Genomic DNA, 21,552 nt, shown 5'->3' on the forward strand with positions numbered 1-21,552 from the left:
ACAATATGGGTTATTCTTTAGATTTAGAATTTTAATAAAGAAAATAAAAATAGCAAAAGCTCCGTAGAAGCGAACTGTTAATAGCCAATATATAAGATAAGCCATCAAGCCTCGTAGAGGCGACCTGTTAAAGTTTCAGGATAATTAATAAAAAAATTAACAATGAAAAAAATAGCCGCATTATTAGGAATTTTAGCCTTGACCGTTTCCTGCAAAACAGCAAGTTCGGCATCCTCAAAAGATTCCCTGAAAGATGCCTACAAAAATAAATTCTACATCGGAACCGCAATGAGCCTTCCGCAAATTGACGGGACTGATGTAAAATCGGATGAAATCATCAAAAAACAATTCAGTTCCATTGTTGCGGAAAACTGTATGAAATCGATGTTCATTCAGCCTCAGGAAGGAAAATTTTTCTTCGATGATGCAGATAAATTCGTAGAATTTGGGGAGAAAAATAAAATGTTCATCATCGGTCACACGCTGATTTGGCATTCACAATTACCAAAATGGTTTTTCGTAGACAAGGACGGAAAAGATGTTTCTCCCGAAGTTCTGAAACAGAGAATGAAAAGCCATATTTCAACGTTGGTCGGCAGATACAAAGGTCGTGTAAAAGGTTGGGATGTGGTGAACGAAGCCATTATGGAAGACGGAACGTATCGCAAAAGCAAATTTTACGAAATTCTCGGCGAAGAATTTATTCCGCTTGCTTTCCAATATGCGCAGGAAGCTGACCCGAATGCCGAGCTCTATTACAACGACTACAACGAATGGTTTCCGGAAAAAGTAAAAACCGTTACCAAAATTGTTAAAAATCTAAAATCCAGAGGAATCCGCATCGATGGCGTTGGAATGCAGACCCACGTTGGATTGGACAATCCGAAACTTGAAGAATACGAAAAAGCAATCGTTGATTATGCTGCAGCAGGCGTAAAAATCAATGTTACCGAAATGGAAATCAGCGCACTGCCTTCACCGTGGGGAACTTCAGCCAACGTTTCCGACAAAGTAGAGTATGAAACCAAAATGAATCCTTACACCAAAGGATTACCTGAAAATGTGACAAAAGAATGGGAAAACCGTTATCTGGATTTCTTCAGACTGTTCCTGAAACATCAGGATAAAATCAGACGAGTGACATTGTGGGGAGTTACCGACAATCAATCCTGGAAAAACGATTTCCCTGTAAAAGGCAGAACCGATTATCCGCTTCCATTCAACAGAAATTATCAGGCAAAACCTGTCGTTGAGAAAATCATTGAATTAACAAAAGAAAAATAAAATCAGCTTTTAAGATTTCAAAAATAAAAATAAATATTTTTCTCGCAGATTTAGCGAATTAAGCAGATTTTATTTAAATAATCTGCGAAATCTGGAAAATCTGCGAGAAATTTAATTCAAAATCTAGTATCTAAAAATCTAAACTATAAAATGAACAAAGCAAAATACCTTTTCCCAAGCGATTATATGGCAGACCCTTCCGTACACGTTTTTGAAGGAAAACTTTACATTTATCCATCACACGACCGTGAAAGCGGCATCGAAGAAAACGACAACGGCGACCATTTCGATATGAATGATTACCACGTTTTCTCCCTTGATGATGTGGAAAACGGAGAAGTTACAGACCACGGTGTTGTCCTTTCGGTGAAGGATATTCCTTGGTCGGGAAGACAGTTATGGGATTGCGATGTGGCTTTCAGAAATGACAAATATTATATGTATTTTCCTTTGAAGGACAAAAACGACATTTTCAGAATTGGCGTTGCAGTAAGCGATAAACCTTACGGACCATTCATTCCTGAGAAACATCCGATGATGGGAAGCTACAGCATCGACCCTTGTCTTTTTGAAGATAACGGAAAACATTATATGTATTTCGGAGGAATCTGGGGCGGACAATTGCAACGTTACAGAAATAACAAGGCTTTAGAATCTGCCATTCTTCCTAACGATAATGAACCTGCCATTTCATCAAAAGTAGTGATGTTAAGCGATGATATGCTGGAATTTGGAGAAGAGCCGAGAGATGTCGTGATTTTGGACGAAAACGGAAATCCTCTACTTCACGGCGATAAGCATCGTTTTTTTGAAGCATCCTGGATGCATAAATACAATGGAAAATATTACTTTTCTTATTCCACTGGAGACACGCATTTGATTTGCTACGCAACAGGCGATAATCCTTATGGTCCGTTCACTTTCCAGGGTGAAATTTTGACGCCTGTTGTGGGTTGGACTACGCATCACAGCATTGTGGAATTTAAAGGAAAATGGTATCTGTTCTTCCACGATTCTGTTCCAAGCGGCGGAAGAACGTGGCTGAGAAGTATGAAGGCTATTGAAATTGAATACGATAACGACGGTAAAATTAAAACGATTGAAGGACTGGAAGACAATCAATAGGAACGGGCTTTAGCCCGTTTAAAAAAAGTGATAACCATTTGGCTTTAGCCAAAACTTAAATAATTTTAAAAATTTAAGAATGCAACATTTCCGACATTACATATTACTGTTTCTAATCCTTCCGTTAATAGCTTTTGCTGAAGACGGAAGTCAGTTATGGCTGAGATATCCGGTCAATCCAAAGCCAAGAAATATTGTGAATTCAAACAGTAAAAGTCCGACTATTGAAATTGCCAAAAAAGAACTGAACCAACATTGGGCAGGACAAGCTATTGATTTAAAGATTGACAGATTTCCGGAAAATTTTAAAGACGGATACAAAATCGTTTCTACTCCGAAAAAAATCAGCGTTTTAGCAAAAACAGACTTAGGATTACTGTACGGAAGCTATCATTTGTTGAATTTACAACAGCAGAAAACCAATTTTTCTAATCTAAAACTTGAAGAAAAACCTTCCTACGATGTACGCATTCTCAACCATTGGGACAATCTCGACGGAACCATTGAACGCGGTTACGCAGGGCATTCGCTTTGGAAATGGGAAGACTTGCCGAACACCATTTCGCCGAGATACGAAGAATATGCAAGAGCGAATGCATCCATCGGAATCAATGCAACAGTTCTTAATAATGTGAATGCTTCACCAAATATGCTTCGTGAAGACTATCTTAAAAAAGTCAAAGTTTTAGCCGATATTTTCAGACCTTACGGAATCAAAGTTTACCTGTCTGTCAATTTTTCTTCGCCAAAAGTTTTGGGCGGATTACAGAATTCAGACCCATTGAATCAGGATGTTCAGAAATGGTGGAAAGATAAAGCGGCGGAAATTTATAAATTAATTCCTGATTTCGGAGGATTTTTGGTAAAAGCCAATTCCGAAGGACAGCCCGGACCGCAGGATTACGGAAGAACCCACGCAGACGGAGCTAATATGATGGCAGATGTTTTGAAACCTTATGGCGGAATCGTGATGTGGAGAGCATTTGTATACAGTCCGAGCAAAGAAGACCGTGCAAAACAAGCTCACCTGGAATTTGTTCCGTTAGACGGAAAATTTAGAGATAATGTCATTATTCAGATTAAAAACGGACCCATAGATTTTCAGCCGAGAGAAGCATTCAATCCACTATTCGGGGCATTGAGAAAAACTTCAGAAATGGTCGAATTTCAAATTACCCAAGAATATTTGGGACAAGCCAATCATCTGGTTTATCTTGCGCCGCTATTCAAAGAAACTTTGGATAGTGATACTTTTTCGGATGGAAAAGGTTCTACGATTGCTAAAATTACAGACGGAACATTACGACCTGCAAAACTGACGGCCATTTCAGCAGTTGCCAATATCGGGGAAGATAAAAACTGGACGGGACATCACTTTGCACAGGCCAATTGGTACGCTTTCGGACGTCTGGCCTGGAATCACAATTTGTCATCAGAACAGATTGCAGATGAATGGATTGAAATGACTTTTACGGATAATAAAAACTTCGTAAATCCGGTCAAAGAAATGATGCTTACTTCACGCGAAACTGCCGTAGATTATATGATGCCGCTTGGTCTTCACCACATTTTTGCCGGCGGGCACCATTATGGTCCGGAACCGTGGGGCGATTACAAAGGCGGAAGACCCGATTGGTCACCGGTTTATTATCATCAGGCCAATGCAGAAGGAATCGGATTTGACAGAACAAAAACGGGAAGCAATGCCGTTTCGCAATATTTTCCACCGCTTAACGAAATCTATGGAAACATCAAGACAACTCCAGAAAACCTGATTCTATGGTTCCATCACGTTCCGTGGGATTATAAAATGAAAGATGGAAAAACACTTTGGGATGAGCTGTGCTATAAATATGATTTGGGTGTTCACGAAGTGAGAGATTATCAGAAAACCTGGGACAAAATGCAGCCTTATATTGATCAGCAAAGATTCTCTGAGGTTCAGGATAAACTGAAAACTCAGGCAAAGGATGCCGTTTGGTGGAAAGATGCGTGTCTGTTGTATTTTCAGACATTTTCCAAAAGACCCATTCCGTCTGATATTGAAAAACCTGTTCACCAGCTTGAAGATCTAAAGAAAATCAAGCTCAATATGGGACATCACAATTAATCAACTTGTTTAAATTTAAACAAATAACTTTCTAAATCTTTTGAGAGAGGAAGTTGTTTGTTTTACAAATTAAGTGTAAATTTAACACTTAAATAAAATTAACAATATAATCTATGAAATTTTTTATTGACACTGCCAATCTTGATCAGATAAGAGAAGCTCAGGATCTGGGAATTCTCGATGGCGTTACCACCAATCCATCTCTGATGGCAAAAGAAGGCATCAGCGGAAAAGAAGCTATTTTGCAGCATTACAAAGATATTTGCGAAATTGTAGACGGCGATATTTCGGCAGAAGTTCTCTCCACGACTTACGAAGAAATGATCAAAGAAGGCGAGGAACTGGCAGCCATTCATCCCAATATTGTAGTAAAAGTTCCCATCATCAAAGACGGAATCAAGGCGATCAAATATTTTTCCCAAAAAGGAATCCGTACCAATTGTACATTAATTTTCTCGGCAGGACAGGCACTTTTAGCGGCAAAAGCAGGAGCAACTTATGTTTCTCCATTCTTAGGAAGACTGGATGATGTTTCCACAGATGGTCTTCATTTAACCCAGGAAATCAGAACTATTTTCGATAATTATGGATATGAAACTGAGATTTTGGCAGCATCTGTTCGTCACTCGATGCACATCATCAATTGTGCAAAAATCGGTGCCGATGTCGTAACTTGTCCTTTGCCTCCGATTTTGTCACTGCTGAAGCATCCTTTAACGGATTCCGGCTTGGAGCAGTTCATCAAAGATTCACAAAAAATGCAATAAAATTATGCACGATATTCAAAAATTAAAAAATATTGCTTCGCAGGTGCGCAGAGATATTGTAAGAATGGTTCACGCCTGTCAGTCGGGACATCCGGGAGGTTCATTAGGATGTACAGATTTTCTCGTGGCTCTTTATTTTGATGCGATGAAAAGAAAAGAGGGATTTGATATGACAGGAAAAGGCGAAGATGTCTTTTATCTTTCCAACGGTCATATTTCTCCTGTTTTTTACAGTGTTTTGGCGCACGCAGGCTATTTCGACAAATCTGAGCTGGCAACTTTCAGAAAACTGAACTCCAGGTTACAAGGGCATCCGACGACGCACGAGCATCTTCCCGGAGTTCGCATTGCATCTGGTTCGCTTGGACAGGGATTGTCTGTGGCAGTCGGTCACGCAGTCGGAAAAAAATTAGATAAAGACCCGAATCTTGTTTTCAGCCTTCACGGCGATGGCGAATTGCAGGAAGGACAGAACTGGGAAGCGATTATGTATGCTTCTCACAACAGAGTTGACAATCTTATTGCAACGGTAGATTATAACGGGCAGCAGATTGACGGCCCAACATCCAAAGTCCTTTCTCTGGGAAATCTTAAAACTAAATTTGAAGCCTTTGACTGGAAAGTACTTGAGGTAGAAAACGGAAACGATATGGAAGAAATTCTGAAAGTTCTGGACGAAGCCAAATCTTTAACAAGGAAAGGTCAGCCGATTTGTATTCTCCTGAAAACGGAAATGGGTTACGGTGTCGATTATATGATGGGAACTCACGCGTGGCACGGGAAAGCACCGAATGACGAGCAATTACAAAAAGCTTTAGATCAACTCGAGGAAACTTTAGGTGATTATTAATTTGAGAATTATTTGGGCAGCTTAATCCGTCTTCCGTTCCCGCTTTTTTGTGTCATTGCGAACGAAGTGAAGCAATGACACAAAAAGAGCTCCACTCAAGCAGGGCTGCGAGAGATTCGCCGTTCCCAAAAAAAATAAATTATCGATAAAGTCAGAAGATTAAATTTCTTAGCTGAGCGAAGCGCCTTTGCGAACGAAAAAATATCCTCAATAAGATAAAAAAATCTTTGCGCTCTTTGCGTTTAAAACAAAATCAACAGATTAATCAAATGAAAAAATATACCTACACAGAAAAAAAAGACACCCGAAGCGGCTTCGGAGCCGGAATGGCAGAATTGACCGATAAAAATCCCGATGTTGTCGGACTTTGCGCTGACCTGATTGGCTCATTAAAATTTGAAAAATTCATCGAAAAAGCACCGGAACGTTTTTTCCAGATCGGAATTGCAGAAGCCAATATGATTGGAATGGCAGCAGGTCTGGCAACGGAAGGCAAAATTCCGTTCACGGGAACTTTCGCCAACTTTTCTACGGGAAGAGTGTACGATCAGATTCGTCAGTCGGTGGCTTACTCAGGGAAGAATGTGAAAATTTGTGCTTCTCACGCTGGCTTAACTTTAGGTGAAGATGGTGCAACACATCAAATTCTTGAAGATATTGGATTGATGAAAATGCTTCCCGGAATGACTGTCATCAACACCTGTGATTACAACCAGACGAAAGCGGCAACCATTGCCATTGCAGATTACGAAGGTCCGGTTTATCTACGTTTTGGACGTCCCGTAATTCCTGTTTTTACTGATGAAAATCAAACATTCGAAATCGGAAAAGCGTGGATGGTAAATGAAGGAAAAGATGTTACGATTGTTGCAACAGGGCATTTGGTTTGGGAAGCCATTAAAGCCGGAGAAATTCTGAAAGAGCAGGGCATCGATGCGGAAATTATTAATATTCATACTATTAAACCTTTGGATTCGGAGGCCATTCTTAGTTCCGTTAAAAAAACAGGTTGTGTAGTAACTGCGGAAGAACATAACAGATTAGGCGGATTGGGCGACAGCGTTGCACAGCTTCTGATTACAGAATATCTTGCACCACAGGAATATGTTGCCGTAAACGACAGTTTCGGAGAAAGTGGAACACCCGACCAGCTGATGGAAAAATATGGTTTAACTGCAAATGACATCGTGGCAGCGGTTAAAAAAGTGATGAGCAGAAAATCAGAAAGCCTGTAATATTGCATTGTTAGAAAATGTGTTTATTACCACAAGGAACACAAAGTTCGCACGAAGGTCACAAGTTTTGTGCTCCTTGTGAATCTCTTTGTGCTCTTAGTGGTTAAAAAGAAGGTCATCGAAACAGAAAAAGAAGAAGGTCTCTGTTATCAATATGAAATCCGTCAAGTCACCAACTGTCTTCTCCGATTGAGCAGGACAGTCACCTAAGCAGAAAACCGTAACTTTAGTCATTAATTTAAATTTAAACTTAAACTTTCCATTCAATATAATTTGCAGATTTTATGCAGGAGAATTTAATAAATTACACAAATGAGGCCTTTCGGTCAGCTTTTGAATCGGAGCCGGAACGAATTTTTCTTGCCCCGGGAAGAATCAATATCATTGGAGAACACGTAGATTACAGCGACGGTTTTGTGCTTCCGGCTGCCATTGATAAGCACATTTGCTTTGCCGTAAAAAAAACGGATGATTCTACAATTTCTTTTTTTGCGAAAGATTTCAATGATTCTTTCAGTTTTGATGTTAATGAAAAACAGTTTCCGGTCTCGCAGACGTGGGTCAATTATTTGTTGGGCGTTTTTAATGTCATTCAGGAATCGGGAAAAGAAGTCGGAGGTTTGCAGATTGCTTTCAGTAGTACGATTCCGATGGGTTCAGGTCTGTCATCATCGGCAGCTTTGGAATGTGGTTTTGCTTATATTCTCAACGAAATTTTCGATTTACATTTGAATAAAAAAGAAATAGCAGTCATTGGTCAGAAATCCGAACATACTTTTGTAGGCGTAAAATGCGGAATTATGGACCAGTTTTCTTCAGTCTTCGGAAAAGAGCATAAAGTGATTATGCTCGATTGCAATTCTTTGGAGCATCAGTATTTTGAAGCTAATATTGACGGTTACAGCTTGGTTCTTTTTGACAGTTGCGTAAAACATACCCATCTCACTTCCGGTTACAACGACCGAAGAAGAGATGTTGACAACGGTAAAAAAATATTATGGGAAAAGTTTCCTGAGATAAAGAAATTCAGGGATTTCAGTTTTGAAATGCTGGATGAAGTAAGAGGAGAAATGGGCGAGACGTCATACAAAAGATGTTTTTACCTTTTGAAAGAAATAAAAAGGGTAGAGCGGGCCGCAAAAGCTTTATCAGGAGGTGATGTAGAATATCTTGGTCAACTTTTGAATGAAACCCATTCCGGACTTTCGACAGAATTTGAAGTAAGCTGTGATGAGCTCGACTTTATAGTTGAGGAAACTTTAAAGGAGGAAGGCGTTTTAGGAGCAAGAATTATGGGTGGCGGTTTTGGCGGCTGCAGTATTAACCTTATTAAAGATGAAAATGTTGATGAAGTTATTGACCATATCAGTGCTCAATATAAACAGGCTTACAACATCGAAATGAAAGTCTACAGAGTAAAAATATCGGACGGAATTAATGAATACAAAGAAAATGAATTCGTCATTTAATCAAAAAAATCATCCTCACAGAAGATACAATCCGCTTTTGGACGAGTGGATTCTTGTTTCTCCACAAAGAGCAAAACGACCTTGGCAGGGGCAAACAGAAAAAACATCAGAAGAACAGCTTCCCGCTCACGACCCGAATTGTTATTTGTGCTCAGGAAATATCCGTGTTAACGGCGAGAAAAACCCTGACTATAAAGGTGTTTACGTTTTTGATAATGATTTCGGTTCGCTGATGAAAGACGATGTTGAATTTTCTGAGGAGACTTCAGATTTCTTTTTATTAAAGCCTGAACGAGGGATCAATCGTGTTATTTGCTTTTCAGAAAATCACAGTCTTACGTTGCCAGAAATGGAAGTTGGTGATATTAATAAAGTTGTTGACGTTTGGCAAAATCAATATAAAGAACTGGGAAATCTGGATTACATCAACCACGTTCAGATTTTCGAGAATAAAGGTCAGGTGATGGGTTGCAGCAATCCGCATCCACACGGACAGATCTGGGCGCAGTCTTCGATTCCTTCGATTGTTTCAAAAACACAGGAAAATCTTAAAAAATATTTTGACGAAAAAGGAACTTCTCTTTTGGAAGATTATGTGAAAAAAGAGGTGGAAATTAATGAAAGAATAATTCTTGAAAATGAGGATTTTGTCGCATTAGTTCCTTTCTGGGCAGTCTGGCCTTACGAAACGGTGATCGTGAGCAAAATAAAAATTGAAAATCTGGCTGAGTTCTCCGAAAAAGAAAAATTATCTTTAGCATCAATTATAAAAGATTTAACCACGAAATACGATAATCTTTTTGAGATTTCATTTCCTTATTCGGCAGGAATCCATCAATCACCAACCGACGGAAAACCGCACCCTGAATGGCATTTTCATATGCACTTTTATCCACCATTGCTAAGAAGTGCTGAAGTGAAAAAATTTATGGTCGGCTACGAAATGTTGGCAGAAGCTCAGCGTGATATTACGCCGGAGCAGAGTGCTGAAATCTTAATTAATCTTTCAACTATTCACTATAAAAGTAAGTAAAAAGATAGTTTTATCTTTGCGGAGCTTTTGTTAATCATAGGAAATCAGAAGATTTTCTATAAAATTAAATTTATGAACGACATTAAACTGATTGTCACCGATATGGACGGGACTTTTCTTAATTCTCAATATGAAGTGAGTCCAGATTTCCCACAAATTTACCTAGAATTGAAAAAAAGAAATATCCTTTTCGTGCCTGCAAGTGGAAGACAAATGCCTGGAATTACTCAGTATTTTACAGAAATTGAAGATGAAATCGGTTTTATTGCGGAAAACGGCGGTTATGTGGTTTATAAAAATGAAGAATTGTTTGCGGACAAATTAGAACATCAATTCGTTATCGATATCATTAAAGCAGTTCGGGAAATTCCTGGCGCAAGAGCGGTTCTTTCTGCAAAGAAAAAAGCGTATTACGAAAGTGATGATGAGACATTTGTTAATTATTTTACCAGATATTACACAGAAAATCAGAAGGTTGATGATTTGACTTTGGAAGTTGATGATGATGCTTTTAAAATTGCCATCTATCATCCGGAAGGTGCTGAGAAAAATATTTATCCTTATTTAAAACATTTCGAAGACGAAAATCTGGAGGTTGTAGTTTCGGGGCAATATTGGGTTGATATAATGAATAGAGATATTAACAAAGGAAAAGCTTTAGAAATAATACAAAAAAAACTGAATATCCTTCCGTCTCAAACAATGGCTTTTGGTGATTATATGAACGATATTCAGATGCTTAAAAATTCAAAATATTCTTACGCGATGCAAAATGCGCATCCTTCTGTGAAAGAAGCAGCCAATTATGAGGCTGGAAATAATGATAGTTTTGGGGTTTTGGAAGCTATTAGTGCGTATTTAAATCTTGATTATAAAAGAGTAATCGTATAAAAGTCTGAATTAAATTTATTTTATTTAAAAATGTAAACACAGCGACAGAAGCTGTATTAAAGTTAAAAATAAAAAGGAATTTAGAATAGGGTTAATTGAAAATTTTGATAACTATTTAATTACTTTTCCTATTACCCTAAAAATGAAAAACCTCTTAAAATCAAAGATTTAAGAGGTTTTTTTGTACCCAGTGCCGGAATCGAACCGGCACATCTTTCGATACTAGAGTTTGAGTCTAGCGCGTCTACCAATTCCGCCAACTGGGCTGATGTTTGTTTTAAATTGGTGTGCAAATATAGGATTATTTTCTAACCGATGAAAATGAATTTGAATTATTTTTTCTCATTAATTCGTAACATTGTGTTAATCAGAAAAATATTTTTCCTAAAATTCTATTTCCAAACCATCATAAGCTAAATGAATATCGTCTGGAATCTCATTTTCGACTTCTTCGTGGAAGCCAAGATGATGACTAATATGAATTAAGTATGTTTTTTTTGGTTGAAGTTCCTTTACTAATTCCAAAACCTGAGGCAAAATAAAATGCGAATGATGAGGTTCTGTTTTTCTAAGACAATTAATAATAAAAAAATCTAAGTCCTTCAGTTTCTCTTTTTCCTTATCATCAATTTTACTCGCATCAGTGATATAAGCCAGATTTTTAAATTTAAAACCAAGAATGTTAATCTCAGAATGGATAATATCAATTGGCTGAACTTTCACTTCATCAAAAAGTGTAAACTGCTTGTCAATTTCAAATAAATCGAAACTTGGTGCTCCTGGATATTTATGGTCTTGAAAAGCGTAAGGAAAACGGTCTTTGATTTCTTTAGCAACACGGGAATTACAATAAATTGGCATTGAAGCTTTGTTTTTGAAAATCAAAGGTCGCAAGTCATCAAGACCAATTATATGGTCATTATGTTCGTGCGTAATCAGCACCGCATCGATTTGCTCCTCCTGATTCGTCAACATTTGCTGACGAAAATCGGGACCACAATCAATTAATATTTTCTTTCCAGAGTCGGATGTTATTAGTGCAGAAGTGCGTAAACGCTTATCTTTTTGGTCGTTGGAAAGACAGACAGGATGATGGCTACCAATAACAGGAATGCCTTGTGAAGTACCAGTTCCTAAAAATTTTAAAAGCATTTTTGTTTTTGCTGTTATTTTGGTAAATTTACAAAATAAATCTAATTCTTTGTGATAAAGCCAAAACTTACCCCAAAACAGAAAGCTTTAGCTATTAATCTCGATTCTTCAATTTACGGAACTTTTGCGGAGATAGGCGCGGGACAGGAAACTGTTCGTCATTTCTTCCGAGCTGGTGGCGCTTCTCAAACTATTGCAAAGGCGATGTCTGCTTACGATAAGGATTTTTCCGATGCCATCTACGGTAAGGAAGCTAAAAACCGATACGTAACTCAGAACAGACTCAGAAAAATGTTGCGTTATGAGGTGGCTCTTATCGAGGAAAGAATCCCAAGAGAGAATAATCCGGGTAAAAAATTCTTTTCTTACGCCAATACCGTTACAACCATCAATTTTGATAAAACGACTAAGGGTCACGGTTGGGTAGGAGTAAGGTTTCAAAATTCTGAAAATGAGGAGTATAATGAAATAATCATTCACGTAAAATTCAAAGAAACGAATCCGACTTTGCAACAGGAAACTTTGGGAAGTTTGGGTGTTAATTTGATCTATGGTGCTTATTTTTATACAGATAATCCGAGAATTCTTGTAGAATCTTTGTACGACGACCTTTCTTTGGATAGATTGGAAATTGATATGATAGATTTCAGCGGACCGGCTTTCAAATATGTAGACAATCGTTTGATGAGTCTTCAGTTGGTTAAATTGGGGATGACAGATGCTGTGATTTTCAATTCTCAGGGAAACAATATGTTACCGGCTGATATTCTTTACAAGAAAAATATTTTTGCGGTAAGAGGTAGTTTCCGACCTGTAACAAGGGTGAATATTGATATGTTTGAGCACGGTTTGGAAATGTTCAATCAGGATAATTCCTGCGACCACGAGAATACACAGATTCTTTTTGAAATTACGATTTCTAATCTAAGAGCTGCTGGAGATATTGACGAAAGAGATTTCCTGGATAGAGTTGATATTTTGGGAACTTTGGGCTACACGGTAATGATTTCCAATTTCTCAGAATATTACCGAATGGTAGATTATTTCTCTACATTTACAAATCAGCATATTGGTGTTGCAATGGGAGTTAATAACCTTTTAGATGTTTTCGATGAGGAATATTACAAAAATCTTCCGGGAGGAATTTTGGAGGCGTTTGGTAAGTTCTTCAAAAAGGATATGCGCGTTTATCTTTATCCTTACAAAAACCCTGAAGATGGCGAGTTGCTGACTTCTGAAAATCTGAAAGTTCAGGATAATCTGAAAGAATTATATAAATATTTCAAACTCAATAAGAGAATTGTAGACATTCATAATTACAATCCGAAATTCTTGGAAATCTATTCCAGAGAGATTCTTAAAAAAATCGTTACGCACGAATTGGGTTGGGAAGAAGAATTGCCGAAAAGTGTGGCAGAAATGATAAAAGAACGCGGAATGTTCGGTTACAAAGAATTAACTTTTGAAGGATTAAATTAACAACAATGGTAGAACTTAAAAAAAGACTTTCAATCATCTTGGAAAGTCCACAAGATACAAACGTAAAACTTCTGAAAATCTGTCAGCTTTTGGATAAAGAAATTGATTATTACAACTGGACAGGTTTCTATTTCAAAAACGGCGACAAAGACGAGTTAGCTCTTGGACCTTATGTGGGCGCAGTTACAGACCACGTGATTATTCCTTTTGGAAAAGGGATTTGCGGACAGGTGGCCGTTTCTGGAGAGACTTTCGTAGTTCCAGATGTTCATTCTCAGGATAATTATTTGTCTTGCTCCATTGATACAAAAGCAGAAATTGTAGTTCCAATCTTCAAAAACGGAGAAAATATTGGACAAATCGATATCGATTCTCATACCATTGACCCATTCACAAAAGAAGATGAAGAAATGCTGAAATGGCTTTGTGACGAGGTTGCAAAGATTTTATAATTAAATTTTCTATAAAATATTAAAGTCGCATCTACTGCGACTTTTTTTATTGATTGATTTTTGTCAAAAGGTCTCGATAATATTCCCCACACTTCGCCAGATGTGTCCCATACCAAGAAAAAGCTTCGCCGTCAACAATCTTAATTTTTTGACTTTGACAAACTTCTTGGATTTCCTCAATATGTTTTTCTTTGAAGGGAAAAGGCTCTGACGAAAGAAAAATCAAATCTGCCTCTTTCAAATCTTCCAACTGGATTTCCGGATATCGTTTCTCATTTTTAAATAGATTTTCGAATCCCAATTCTTCCAAAATCCTTGAAATAAAAGTGTCGCCACCAACTGTCATATAAGGATTTTTCCAAATCAGATAAGCGACTTTCAAACGTTTTTCAGATTTCTGAATATCAAAAGCTTCGTAAGTTTTCAGATTGAAAAACTGTGCTTTTTCTTCTTTACCGAATAGATGCCCCAGTTGTTTCAATAAATAATAATTGTCTTCCAGAGTTTCAACATTCGTTACCAAAACTTTGAAATCTTTCATCAATTCCTCAACTTGTTCTTTGATATTTTCCTCTTTGTTGGCAATGATGAAGTCTGGTTTTAGTGATTTGATTTTATCTAGGTTAAGGTTTTTCGTTCCGCCAATCATTTCAACTTTATCAACCCGATCTTTTGGATGGATGCAGAATTTTGTCCGACCAACAATTTCGTCAGTCGTCAAACCCAAATCAAACAAAGCTTCCGTAATCGAAGGAACTAATGAAATAATTCTCATAAATAAAACGCTTTGATTTCGCTCAGTGTGACAATAATTAATTTCTTGAGATTGAGGCTCTCGAAGACCTTAAATATAAAAAAACTCTCTCAAAAACAAGAATTTCTGAGAGAGTTTAATATTGTAAAAATAATAATGAAAATGAATTGTGAAATTTTCACATCAACTCATCATCATATCAAATTAATCTTCTTTTTTAGTCGCTTTTTTAGCAGCAGGCTTTTTAGCTGGAGCTTTTTCCTCTTTAGCTTCTTCTGTTTTTTCAGCAGTCTTTTTTGCAGGAGCTTTTTTAGCAGCAGGTTTTTTCTCTGTTTTTTCAGCTTTCTCTTCAGATTTTGGCTCTTCAGCAACTTCTACAGCAGGAGTTTCTGGTTTTACAAAACTTTCAGGCGTGATGTAACCCGCTTTTTGAAGCAAGTTGTACCATTGAGCCAATTTTTTAATATCAGACTCATAAACTCTTTCCACATCATAGTTAGGAAGAGATTCGGTCATAAAAGCTCTTAGTTCTTCGCTGGAAGATTTGTGGTTAATCGTTGGTTTGTAGTCGTATTTTTTTGCAATATTTTCAAAAACTTCGAACAAAGGAACTTCTTTATCAAATGTGAACATTGCGATGTTATCCAAAAGACTTACCTGGCTGGAGTTTGAGATACTCGCTTTTTTCTTAGTCGTAATGTCCTCAACGATAAAACCGTTTTTAAGTTGAGAAACCAATTTGAAAAGTCCCGGTTTTCCGGAGATTGAAATAATTTTTTCTAACTGCATTTTAATATTTTTCTTTAGTAAATTTTATATTTTAAATTGTCTGATGTTTTCAAAGTTGTAAACTTCCAGCATCCATCTTCCAGCTACTTAGGAAATCTCATTTTATAACTCACAGCTACTTCGCCATTAGCAATTTTCTGAAGTTTCCCTTTCACGATTTTTTTCTTCAACGCACTTAAGTGGTCTGTAAAAAGAATTCCCTCGATGTGATCATATTCGTGTTGAATAACTCTTGCTCTGATGTCGGAAAATGTATCGGTATGTTTAACGAAATTTTCGTCGTAATATTCTATTTTGATGGTTGATTTACGCTTTACATCTTCACGAACTTCCGGGATGCTCAAACAGCCTTCGTTGAATTTCCATTCCTCGCCGGATTCTTCCAGAATTTTAGCATTGATGAAAACCTTTTTGAAGTCTTTCAGCTCATCAGCAATATCTTCGTAATCTTCGTCATCTGAAAGTGGGGAAACATCCACAATGAAAAGTCTAATGTCCAAACCAACTTGAGGCGCAGCCAAACCAATTCCGTTCGCTCCGTTCATCGTTTCAAACATATTATCGATTAGGGTTTGCAACTCAGGATAATCTTTTTCGATTTCGTGAGCTTTTTTTCTCAAAACGTTGTCGCCAAAGGCTCTAATTGGTAGAATCATCTTTTCTGGTCTAAAAAATTTTGCAACAATATCGTCGCACTTACTTTGTCAATCAATCCTTTTTCTTGTCTTTGTTTTTTGTTTTTTCCACTTTGGCTAATATAAAAAGAAGCCATTTTGGAAGTAAAACGCTCATCCAGACGATTGATTTTTTTCTCAGGAAAATCCTTTTCAAATACCGAAATAAATTTCTGAATCTCAGTTTCGATTTCGGACATATTTCCTTTCAAATCTGTGGGAAGTCCTATGACAACTTCGTCTACACTGTTTTCAGAAAAATACTTTTTCAGAAAATCGACAAGCTTCGGAGTCTCAACTGTCGTCAGTCCGCTTGCAATAATTTGTAAGTCGTCTGTTGCAGCAATTCCTGTTCTTGCTTTTCCGTAGTCTATTGCTAGGATTTGTCCCATAAGTCTGCAAATTTACAAAAATTTTCAGCTTATGAAAATTAAAAAAGCCCTGCAAAGTTGATGGGCTTTGCAGGGCTTTTTGCTAGATGGATTCGAGTTAATTTTGTTTCATTTCCTCAACCAATAATTTAATTTTATCGATGTATTTTCCATAAAAATGTCTGAACCACCAGTTTCCGATAAAGTATAATAAAGATAATCCGAAAAGAACTGACCCTATAAAAACCAATGTTAAATAACCGTTGGTGTAATGATGTGTGTGTGGAATAGACTCTATCACGATGATCATTTCACAGACAAAAAAAGGGACAAAGCTTAAGTAAAAAGACAAATAATACTGTTTGTTCAGTTCAAATTGATGCAACAAATCTTTTAACGAGTCGTAAGTTCCCAAAGTCGGATTACTTATTTCCTTATAAAGCTTAAAGAATTTACTAAAGAAAAATACAGTTACCAAAACCATAGAAACAACCAAAATTTCTATGTATAAAGTGAATCTAAAAGGCAGCTGGAAAAACCAGATAACAATCAAAATAAAAGGCATCAAAACAACAGTTGACCAAAACTCATAACGCATATTTTTCCTGATCCTTTCCAAAGGATGGTGTATCTGTCTCTGTTTCTCCGGCGAAATCTCCGGTGTCTCGGAAACGTCTTCTTTATTCCAAAGTGATTTAAGATTATCTAAGTCCATATCTTTGATAGTTGATAGTTGATAGTTGATAGTTGTTAGGCTGAGGCTCTCGAAGCCTGTTTATTAATTAATTCCTTTAACTTTTCTTTCGCACGGTTTAGTTTTACTCTTGCATTACCTTCCGATATTCCCATTTGTTCTGCCATTTCTTTTCCCGAAAAATCTTCCAGGTAATAGAAGATCAGAGCTTTGTCAATAGGATTCAGCTTTTGGATGGATTCATACATCAGCTTCAGGTTTTGTTCGTCTTCGTGGTTGTATTCGTCTTCTTTTATTTTGTAGAGCGAGACATCATCATTTTGGATGAAGTTCCGTTTTTTCTCAGATTTCAGAAAGATAATTGCTGTGTTCAGCGCAATTCTGTAAAGCCAGGTTGAGAATTCACTTTTACCTTCGAATGTTGAAAAAGACTTCCAAACCTGATAGATAATCTCCTGAAAAAGGTCATTCTGATCATCACGATTATCCATATACATTTTGGAAATCTTGAAGATGATTCCTTTATGTTTATCGATTTTCTCTAAAAATTCTTTCTCAGATGAACCCATTTTTGTTTTAACTCTGTTCGGTTAGTAATGATATCAAAAATTTGTTACAAAAAATAATTTATGATTTTTATTTGGGCAGCTTAATCCGCCTTCCGCTCCCAATCTTTTCACTCCACTACGTTGCGTAAAAAGGATTTCCGCTCAAGTCGGGCTGCGAATTCAATATAAAGTAACATTGCTATAAAATAGAATTTTGTCATTCCGTAGGAGTCAAACCATTATATTTAAAAGTGTTGAGATTTCTACGGAATGATAAAGTTTACGTTCAACTCTTATTTGAGTAAAGCGTCTTTGCGACTCTTAAAAATATTTTCAATAATGTATAAAAATCTTTGCGCTCTTTGCGTTTAAAAAGATGCAGTAATTTTCATATTTTTGTAAAGATTAAGAATCATTCATAATTCATCACTTATAAATAACCCGATGTCTTTAAAAATTTCAGGACTGACTAAAAAATTCGGAGAGCAGATTGCGCTAAACGATATCAATATAACAATCGCTAACAACGAAATAATCGGATTGCTCGGCCCCAACGGAGCCGGAAAATCCACGCTGATGAAATCCATAACAGGCGTTCTGAAAATCGACGAAGGGGAAATTCTTTTGGACGAAAAAAACATCTCAGAAAACGAAATCGAATCCAAAAAGAAAATCGGTTTCCTTCCGGAAAATAATCCACTTTACAACGAGATGTTTGTGAAAGAATATCTGCAATTCGTTGCGAATCTTCACAATATCAAAAAAGAAAGTGTAGAGCAGGTCATCGATTTGGTTGGCATTACGCCGGAAAAATTAAAGAAAATCAGCCAGCTTTCCAAAGGTTACAAACAAAGAGTTGGGTTAGCGCAAGCCATTTTGCACGAACCGGATTTATTGATTCTCGATGAACCAACCAATGGATTAGACCCCAATCAAATTGTCGAAATCCGAAATGTCATAAAAGAAATTGGGAAAGAAAAAACCGTGATTCTTTCTACACACATTATGCAGGAAGTTGAAGCGCTTTGTTCGCGTGTGATTCTGATTCATCAAGGTAATATCATTCAAGATTCTCCGATTTCAGAATTCAAAGGGAAGTTTGGAAGTTTGGAGGAGGCTTTCCAAAGTTATACGGTTTAATTATAAATGATATTTATGAAGCTTAGTAAAATCGGTTTCAGAAAATCAATTAAATAAACACAAGATTTGTCATTCTGTAGGAAATCTAATCATTATATTAAAACGTGTTGAGATTCCTACGGAATGACAAAATAGAGTTTTTAGCTAAGCAAACCGTCTTTGCGACTCTTAAAAATATTTTCAATAAATAATAAAAAATCTTTGCGCACTTTGCGTTAAAAATATTACAATTTGAACTTCGCTCAAATCATTCTTCCGCTCAATCTCAAAGGAACTTTCACATACAAAGTTCCAGCGGATTTTTTGGATAAAATTGAAATCGGAATGCGGGTTCTTGTTCCGTTTCGTGGGAAGAAAATCTACACAGGAATTGTTGCAGAATTATTCTATGATTTCGAAGAAACTTTTGTTCCGAAAGAAATCATCAACTTATTAGACAATCAACCGATTGTTCCAAAACAACAGTTGGGTTTTTGGAATTGGTTGAGCTCATATTATCTCTGTAATTTGGGTGAAATTTACCGTTTGGCGTTTCCGTCTTCTCTCAAGCTGGAAAGTGAAACTTACGTCAGATTGTTGTCAGAAAGAACAATTGACTGGCAAAATCTGGACGCGAACGAAACTTATCTTCTTCAAGCTTTAGAGGTTCGTCAAATGCTGAATTTGCAGGAAATCGAAGCCTTCATTCCCAAAAAAGAAATCATCAAAACCATCAATGCGCTGATTGATGAGCGATATATTTCTGTGGATGAAAAAATCACTGAAAAATATAAAGCGAAAGAAATTGCTTATCTGAAAATCAATGAGGAAGCTTTGGTTTCAGAGAATTTGGCAATGATTCTTTTGAAACTCGATAAAGCGAAAAAACAAAAAGACCTTTTCCTCAGTATCCTTTCCAAACAAATTGACAATCCGGAAAATCCAATTCGGAAATCTTTGGTTTTTGATGAAGGCAATTTCGTCAATCAACAACTCAAATCTTTGATAGAAAAAGGTTGGGTCACAGAATATTTTCTGGAAAAAGACAGGATCGATTCTTACGAAGGTGAAATCGAAGAAATTGAAGAACTTACGGGAAATCAGAAAAAATCCATTTTGGAAATCAATCAGGCTTTTGAAGAAGATAAAAATGTGCTGCTTCACGGTGTGACTTCATCGGGAAAAACGCACATTTATCTTGAGAAGATTGAAGACTGCGTCAACTCCGGAAAAAATGTTCTTTTGCTTTTGCCAGAGATTGCTTTGACCAAACAAATCACAATCCGTCTGGAAAAAAAATACGGCAAAAAACTAGGTTTTTATCATAATAAACTGACTGATTTTGAAAGAGTAGAAGTTTGGCGAAAAATCAAAAAAAATGAGCTTCAAATTCTGATTGGAACGCGTAATTCTTTGTTTTTACCTTATGAAAATCTAGGGTTAATCATTGTTGACGAAGAACACGATTCGGCTTACAGACAAAGAGACCAGCACTTCTTTTTCAATGCGAAAGATTCTGCGATGATGTTGGCAGAATTTTATCAGTCAAGAGTTATTCTCGGTTCGGCAACGCCTTCTTTGGAAAGCTACGATCTGGCGATGAAAGACAAGTTGCGTTATGTTTCTATTAATGAAAGATTTGGGGAAGTGGATTTGCCAATATTTGAAATCATCGATATCAAAGAAGCGCAAAATCAGAAGAAGATTGTTGGGAATTTCAGTCAAAAAATGGTTGACGAAATTAATCTTCAATTAGACCATAAAAAACAAACCATTATTCTTCATAATCGCCGTGGTTATGCCAATGTCATCGAATGTGAAACTTGCGGCCACGTCACTTATTGTAGTAATTGTGATGTGGTAATGACCTATCACAAAGCTTCCAACGAACTCAAATGCCATTATTGTGGCCATCGTTCCGGAAAGCCAACAATTTGCCCAAGCTGTCACGGTGAAAACCTGAATACAAGAGGTGTTGGCGTTGAACAAATCGAAGAAGAAACCAAAAATATCTTCTCTGATTCGGAAGTGGACAGGATGGATGTGGACTCGATGCGAAAGAAATTTGCTTACGAGAAACTCTATGAAAAACTGGAAAACGGTGAGACCGATATTTTGGTCGGTACGCAAATGATTTCTAAAGGTTTAGATTTTGATAATATCGAATTGGTCGCCATTCCAAAAGCAGATTCTCTGATTCACGTTCAGGATTTCCGTGCGGAAGAAAGAGCTTATCAATTGATTACTCAAGTTGCAGGACGAGCAGGACGAACCTCGGGGAATGGAAAAATTCTGATTCAGACTTACAATCCGTCGCATTCGGTTTTTGAATTGATTAAAAATCAGGATGTTAAAGAGATTTATAATTACTTCTTAGATGAAAGGAAAAAGTTTCTTTACCCACCATTTGTGAAATTAATAATGATTGAACTGAAACACAGGAAAGAAGACAAAATAAACAGAGCTTCTCAGTTTTTGGGCTCGATTCTCAGAAAATATATTCCGGAAGAATGCATTCTTGGTCCGGAGAAATCACCTATAGCAAGGCTTAATAACCTTTATCAGTATCAGATTCTTCTCAAATTCCCCAAAAACAAAAACTACAGAATCTACAAAGAATTGCTTCTGAAATCTTTTGATGAATTTGACGAAATCACAGCTTACAAATCTGTGAAAAAAGATTTATTTGTTGATTTTTAACAATTTTTAACGGCTTTTCAGATTTTTTATTACGGTTAAACCGTAAATCGACGGCA

20 protein-coding genes and 1 tRNA gene are annotated in these 21,552 nt (G+C 36.9%); 13 read left to right on the forward strand and 8 right to left on the reverse strand.

The genetic code is table 11. The annotated features are described in order from the left end of the window. Window positions 1-162 precede the first annotated feature (162 nt). The 9 genes from KI430_RS00300 to KI430_RS00340 all read left to right on the forward strand — a co-directional run bounded on the left by KI430_RS00300 (window position 163) and on the right by KI430_RS00340 (window position 10,764). Complete coding sequence (locus tag KI430_RS00300; RefSeq protein WP_248876311.1) at window positions 163-1,284, forward strand: endo-1,4-beta-xylanase; 1,122 nt, start codon at window positions 163-165, stop codon at window positions 1,282-1,284. A gap of 150 nt (window positions 1,285-1,434) precedes the next feature. After that, window positions 1,435-2,409, forward strand: coding sequence for a glycoside hydrolase family 43 protein (locus KI430_RS00305; protein ID WP_248876312.1), 975 nt, complete (start codon window positions 1,435-1,437; stop codon window positions 2,407-2,409). A 79-nt stretch (window positions 2,410-2,488) separates the two neighbouring features. Beyond that, window positions 2,489-4,519, forward strand: a complete 2,031-nt coding sequence (locus KI430_RS00310) for an alpha-glucuronidase (protein ID WP_248876313.1) — start codon at window positions 2,489-2,491, stop codon at window positions 4,517-4,519. 113 nt (window positions 4,520-4,632) lie between these two features. Continuing rightward, window positions 4,633-5,286, forward strand: a complete 654-nt coding sequence (gene fsa / locus KI430_RS00315; RefSeq protein ID WP_248876314.1) for a fructose-6-phosphate aldolase — start codon at window positions 4,633-4,635, stop codon at window positions 5,284-5,286. Window positions 5,287-5,290: 4 nt separating this feature from the next. After that, window positions 5,291-6,136: a transketolase gene (locus tag KI430_RS00320; RefSeq protein ID WP_248876315.1), complete on the forward strand. Its 846-nt coding sequence runs from the start codon at window positions 5,291-5,293 to the stop codon at window positions 6,134-6,136. Between the two features lie 269 nt (window positions 6,137-6,405). After that, window positions 6,406-7,371 carry a transketolase family protein gene (locus KI430_RS00325; RefSeq protein ID WP_248876316.1) on the forward strand — a complete coding sequence of 322 codons (966 nt, stop codon included), beginning with the start codon at window positions 6,406-6,408 and terminating at the stop codon, window positions 7,369-7,371. 284 nt (window positions 7,372-7,655) lie between these two features. Beyond that, window positions 7,656-8,840 (forward strand): galactokinase, encoded by a 1,185-nt coding sequence (galK, locus tag KI430_RS00330; protein WP_248876317.1) that lies wholly within the window; start codon window positions 7,656-7,658, stop codon window positions 8,838-8,840. Beyond that, window positions 8,824-9,873: a UDP-glucose--hexose-1-phosphate uridylyltransferase gene (locus tag KI430_RS00335; protein WP_248876318.1), complete on the forward strand. Its 1,050-nt coding sequence runs from the start codon at window positions 8,824-8,826 to the stop codon at window positions 9,871-9,873. The genes galK and KI430_RS00335 overlap by 17 nt, the downstream gene beginning before the upstream one ends. 72 nt (window positions 9,874-9,945) lie before the next feature. Next, window positions 9,946-10,764, forward strand: a complete 819-nt coding sequence (locus tag KI430_RS00340; RefSeq protein WP_248876319.1) for a Cof-type HAD-IIB family hydrolase — start codon at window positions 9,946-9,948, stop codon at window positions 10,762-10,764. A 184-nt stretch (window positions 10,765-10,948) separates the two neighbouring features. On the opposite strand, the gene KI430_RS00345 is transcribed toward KI430_RS00340, so the two are convergent. Together KI430_RS00345 and KI430_RS00350 are read right to left on the reverse strand one after the other, a co-directional pair. After that, window positions 10,949-11,030 (reverse strand) — tRNA-Leu (locus tag KI430_RS00345). Between the two features lie 118 nt (window positions 11,031-11,148). Then, the gene (locus tag KI430_RS00350) at window positions 11,149-11,916 is read right to left on the reverse strand and encodes an MBL fold metallo-hydrolase (protein WP_248876320.1); all 768 of its coding nucleotides are present in this window, start codon (window positions 11,914-11,916) and stop codon (window positions 11,149-11,151) included. A gap of 54 nt (window positions 11,917-11,970) precedes the next feature. Between KI430_RS00350 and KI430_RS00355 the strand changes: the two genes are divergently transcribed. After that, window positions 11,971-13,395, forward strand: coding sequence for a TonB-dependent receptor (locus tag KI430_RS00355; RefSeq protein ID WP_248878381.1), 1,425 nt, complete (start codon window positions 11,971-11,973; stop codon window positions 13,393-13,395). A gap of 5 nt (window positions 13,396-13,400) precedes the next feature. Beyond that, complete coding sequence (locus KI430_RS00360; RefSeq protein WP_076783800.1) at window positions 13,401-13,847, forward strand: GAF domain-containing protein; 447 nt, start codon at window positions 13,401-13,403, stop codon at window positions 13,845-13,847. A gap of 46 nt (window positions 13,848-13,893) precedes the next feature. Here KI430_RS00360 and KI430_RS00365 read toward each other — a convergent pair whose 3' ends face one another. The 6 genes from KI430_RS00365 to KI430_RS00390 form a co-directional block, all read right to left on the reverse strand. After that, window positions 13,894-14,622, reverse strand: a complete 729-nt coding sequence (locus KI430_RS00365) for an ABC transporter substrate-binding protein (protein WP_248876321.1) — start codon at window positions 14,620-14,622, stop codon at window positions 13,894-13,896. A 183-nt stretch (window positions 14,623-14,805) separates the two neighbouring features. After that, complete coding sequence (locus tag KI430_RS00370; protein ID WP_248876322.1) at window positions 14,806-15,390, reverse strand: DUF5606 domain-containing protein; 585 nt, start codon at window positions 15,388-15,390, stop codon at window positions 14,806-14,808. An 83-nt stretch (window positions 15,391-15,473) separates the two neighbouring features. Beyond that, window positions 15,474-16,046: a peptide deformylase gene (gene def, locus KI430_RS00375; protein WP_248876323.1), complete on the reverse strand. Its 573-nt coding sequence runs from the start codon at window positions 16,044-16,046 to the stop codon at window positions 15,474-15,476. Beyond that, window positions 16,043-16,456, reverse strand: a complete 414-nt coding sequence (gene ruvX / locus KI430_RS00380; protein WP_248876324.1) for a Holliday junction resolvase RuvX — start codon at window positions 16,454-16,456, stop codon at window positions 16,043-16,045. The genes def and ruvX overlap by 4 nt, the downstream gene beginning before the upstream one ends. Window positions 16,457-16,553: 97 nt before the next feature. Beyond that, a complete protein-coding gene (locus KI430_RS00385; RefSeq protein ID WP_248876325.1) occupies window positions 16,554-17,150 on the reverse strand; it encodes a hypothetical protein in 597 nt (198 codons plus the stop codon). A 35-nt stretch (window positions 17,151-17,185) separates the two neighbouring features. Next, window positions 17,186-17,698, reverse strand: a complete 513-nt coding sequence (locus KI430_RS00390) for an RNA polymerase sigma factor (protein ID WP_248876326.1) — start codon at window positions 17,696-17,698, stop codon at window positions 17,186-17,188. A gap of 423 nt (window positions 17,699-18,121) precedes the next feature. Between KI430_RS00390 and KI430_RS00395 the strand changes: the two genes are divergently transcribed. Both KI430_RS00395 and priA read left to right on the forward strand, forming a co-directional pair. Then, window positions 18,122-18,817: an ABC transporter ATP-binding protein gene (locus tag KI430_RS00395; RefSeq protein ID WP_248876327.1), complete on the forward strand. Its 696-nt coding sequence runs from the start codon at window positions 18,122-18,124 to the stop codon at window positions 18,815-18,817. A 231-nt stretch (window positions 18,818-19,048) separates the two neighbouring features. Next, a complete protein-coding gene (gene priA, locus KI430_RS00400) occupies window positions 19,049-21,496 on the forward strand; it encodes a primosomal protein N' (protein WP_248876328.1) in 2,448 nt (815 codons plus the stop codon). Window positions 21,497-21,552: the final 56 nt, after the last annotated feature.

The sequence above is a fragment of the Epilithonimonas zeae genome (assembly GCF_023278365.1).
GTDB lineage: Bacteria > Bacteroidota > Bacteroidia > Flavobacteriales > Weeksellaceae > Epilithonimonas > Epilithonimonas zeae_A.

Bases quoted from the DNA above. Each gene is read 5' to 3' on its own strand.
- KI430_RS00360 (WP_076783800.1), top strand. From the start codon at position 13,401: ATGGTAGAACTTAAAAAAAGACTTTCAATCATCTTGGAAAGTCCACAA.
- KI430_RS00395 (WP_248876327.1), top strand. From the start codon at position 18,122: ATGTCTTTAAAAATTTCAGGACTGACTAAAAAATTCGGAGAGCAGATT.
- KI430_RS00390 (WP_248876326.1), bottom strand. From the start codon at position 17,698: ATGGGTTCATCTGAGAAAGAATTTTTAGAGAAAATCGATAAACATAAA.
- KI430_RS00310 (WP_248876313.1), top strand. From the start codon at position 2,489: ATGCAACATTTCCGACATTACATATTACTGTTTCTAATCCTTCCGTTA.
- KI430_RS00350 (WP_248876320.1), bottom strand. From the start codon at position 11,916: ATGCTTTTAAAATTTTTAGGAACTGGTACTTCACAAGGCATTCCTGTT.
- KI430_RS00340 (WP_248876319.1), top strand. From the start codon at position 9,946: ATGAACGACATTAAACTGATTGTCACCGATATGGACGGGACTTTTCTT.
- KI430_RS00335 (WP_248876318.1), top strand. From the start codon at position 8,824: ATGAATTCGTCATTTAATCAAAAAAATCATCCTCACAGAAGATACAAT.
- galK (WP_248876317.1), top strand. From the start codon at position 7,656: ATGCAGGAGAATTTAATAAATTACACAAATGAGGCCTTTCGGTCAGCT.
- KI430_RS00320 (WP_248876315.1), top strand. From the start codon at position 5,291: ATGCACGATATTCAAAAATTAAAAAATATTGCTTCGCAGGTGCGCAGA.
- KI430_RS00305 (WP_248876312.1), top strand. From the start codon at position 1,435: ATGAACAAAGCAAAATACCTTTTCCCAAGCGATTATATGGCAGACCCT.
- ruvX (WP_248876324.1), bottom strand. From the start codon at position 16,456: ATGGGACAAATCCTAGCAATAGACTACGGAAAAGCAAGAACAGGAATT.
- KI430_RS00325 (WP_248876316.1), top strand. From the start codon at position 6,406: ATGAAAAAATATACCTACACAGAAAAAAAAGACACCCGAAGCGGCTTC.
- KI430_RS00370 (WP_248876322.1), bottom strand. From the start codon at position 15,390: ATGCAGTTAGAAAAAATTATTTCAATCTCCGGAAAACCGGGACTTTTC.
- KI430_RS00385 (WP_248876325.1), bottom strand. From the start codon at position 17,150: ATGGACTTAGATAATCTTAAATCACTTTGGAATAAAGAAGACGTTTCC.
- KI430_RS00365 (WP_248876321.1), bottom strand. From the start codon at position 14,622: ATGAGAATTATTTCATTAGTTCCTTCGATTACGGAAGCTTTGTTTGAT.
- fsa (WP_248876314.1), top strand. From the start codon at position 4,633: ATGAAATTTTTTATTGACACTGCCAATCTTGATCAGATAAGAGAAGCT.
- def (WP_248876323.1), bottom strand. From the start codon at position 16,046: ATGATTCTACCAATTAGAGCCTTTGGCGACAACGTTTTGAGAAAAAAA.
- KI430_RS00300 (WP_248876311.1), top strand. From the start codon at position 163: ATGAAAAAAATAGCCGCATTATTAGGAATTTTAGCCTTGACCGTTTCC.